The sequence below is a fragment of the Streptomyces pseudovenezuelae genome (genome assembly GCF_029892565.1).
GTDB lineage: Bacteria > Actinomycetota > Actinomycetes > Streptomycetales > Streptomycetaceae > Streptomyces > Streptomyces pseudovenezuelae_A.
In genome coordinates, this window is record NZ_JARXVH010000067.1 from 1 (window position 1) to 2,494 (window position 2,494).

Genomic DNA, 2,494 nt, shown 5'->3' on the forward strand with positions numbered 1-2,494 from the left:
GTCGTGACTGCGTGCCTTTTGAAGAATGAGCCTGCGAGTTTGCGGTGTGTTGCGAGGTTAACCCGAGTGGGGAAGCCGTAGCGAAAGCGAGTCCGAACAGGGCGATTCAGTAGCGCGCTCAAGACCCGAAGCGGAGTGATCTAGCCATGGGCAGGTTGAAGCGGCTGTAAGAGGTCGTGGAGGACCGAACCCACCAGGGTTGAAAACCTGGGGGATGACCTGTGGTTAGGGGTGAAAGGCCAATCAAACTCCGTGATAGCTGGTTCTCCCCGAAATGCATTTAGGTGCAGCGTCGTGTGTTTCTTGCCGGAGGTAGAGCACTGGATAGGCGATGGGCCCTACCGGGTTACTGACCTTAGCCAAACTCCGAATGCCGGTAAGTGAGAGCACGGCAGTGAGACTGTGGGGGATAAGCTCCATGGTCGAGAGGGAAACAGCCCAGAGCATCGACTAAGGCCCCTAAGCGTACGCTAAGTGGGAAAGGATGTGGAGTCGCAGAGACAACCAGGAGGTTGGCTTAGAAGCAGCCACCCTTGAAAGAGTGCGTAATAGCTCACTGGTCTAGTGATTCCGCGCCGACAATGTAGCGGGGCTCAAGCGTACCGCCGAAGTCGTGTCATTTCAGCATGAGGGCCAACGCCCGCTGGGATGGGTAGGGGAGCGTCGTGTGCCGGGTGAAGCAGCCGCGGAAGCGAGTTGTGGACGGTTCACGAGTGAGAATGCAGGCATGAGTAGCGATACACACGTGAGAAACGTGTGCGCCGATTGACTAAGGGTTCCTGGGTCAAGCTGATCTGCCCAGGGTAAGTCGGGACCTAAGGCGAGGCCGACAGGCGTAGTCGATGGATAACCGGTTGATATTCCGGTACCCGCTGTGAAGCGTCAAACATTGAATCAGGCGATGCTAAGCCCGTGAAGCCGTTCCGGACCCTTCGGGGAATGGAAAGTGGTGGAGCCGGCGGACCAGACTTGTAGTAGGTGAGTGATGGGGTGACGCAGGAAGGTAGTCCATCCCGGGCGGTGGTAGTCCCGGGGTAAGGGTGTAGCCCGTCATCCAGGTAAATCCGGATGACATGAGGGTGAGACCTGATGCCGAGCCGATTGTGGTGAAGTGGATGATCCTATGCTGTCGAGAAAAGCCTCTAGCGAGTTTCATGGCGGCCCGTACCCTAAACCGACTCAGGTGGTCAGGTAGAGAATACCGAGGCGTTCGGGTGAACTATGGTTAAGGAACTCGGCAAAATGCCCCCGTAACTTCGGGAGAAGGGGGGCCATGTCCGGTGATGAGCTTCGCGCTCTGAGCTGGGGGTGGCCGCAGAGACCAGCGAGAAGCGACTGTTTACTAAAAACACAGGTCCGTGCGAAGCCGTAAGGCGATGTATACGGACTGACGCCTGCCCGGTGCTGGAACGTTAAGGGGACCGGTTAGTCCGACTTCGGTCGGGCGAAGCTGAGAACTTAAGCGCCAGTAAACGGCGGTGGTAACTATAACCATCCTAAGGTAGCGAAATTCCTTGTCGGGTAAGTTCCGACCTGCACGAATGGCGTAACGACTTCTCGACTGTCTCAACCATAGGCCCGGTGAAATTGCACTACGAGTAAAGATGCTCGTTTCGCGCAGCAGGACGGAAAGACCCCGGGACCTTTACTACAGTTTGATATTGGTGTTCGGTTCGGCTTGTGTAGGATAGCTGGGAGACTGTGAACTCTGGACGCCAGTTCAGGGGGAGTCGTCGTTGAAATACCAGTCTGGTCGTGCTGGATGTCTAACCTGGGTCCGTGATCCGGATCAGGGACAGTGTCTGATGGGTAGTTTAACTGGGGCGGTTGCCTCCTAAAGAGTAACGGAGGCGCCCAAAGGTTCCCTCAGCCTGGTTGGTAATCAGGTGTTGAGTGTAAGTGCACAAGGGAGCTTGACTGTGAGACCGACGGGTCGAGCAGGGACGAAAGTCGGGACTAGTGATCCGGCGGTGGCTTGTGGAAGCGCCGTCGCTCAACGGATAAAAGGTACCCCGGGGATAACAGGCTGATCTTCCCCAAGAGTCCATATCGACGGGATGGTTTGGCACCTCGATGTCGGCTCGTCGCATCCTGGGGCTGGAGTCGGTCCCAAGGGTTGGGCTGTTCGCCCATTAAAGCGGTACGCGAGCTGGGTTTAGAACGTCGTGAGACAGTTCGGTCCCTATCCGCTGCGCGCGCAGGAACATTGAGAAGGGCTGTCCCTAGTACGAGAGGACCGGGACGGACGAACCTCTGGTGTGCCAGTTGTTCTGCCAAGGGCATGGCTGGTTGGCTACGTTCGGGAGGGATAACCGCTGAAAGCATCTAAGCGGGAAGCCTGCTTCGAGATGAGTGTTCCCACCCCCTTTGAGGGGTTAAGGCTCCCAGTAGACGACTGGGTTGATAGGCCGGATCTGGAAGCCCAGTAATGGGTGGAGGTGACCGGTACTAATAGGCCGAGGGCTTGTCCTCAGTTGCTCGCGTCCACTGTGTT

General features: G+C 57.0%; 1 rRNA gene. It reads left to right on the top strand.

Going from position 1 to position 2,494, the window contains the following annotated elements:
* Positions 1–2,472 (top strand): 23S ribosomal RNA (locus M2283_RS51450); the annotation flags it as partial.
* Positions 2,473–2,494: the final 22 nt, after the last annotated feature.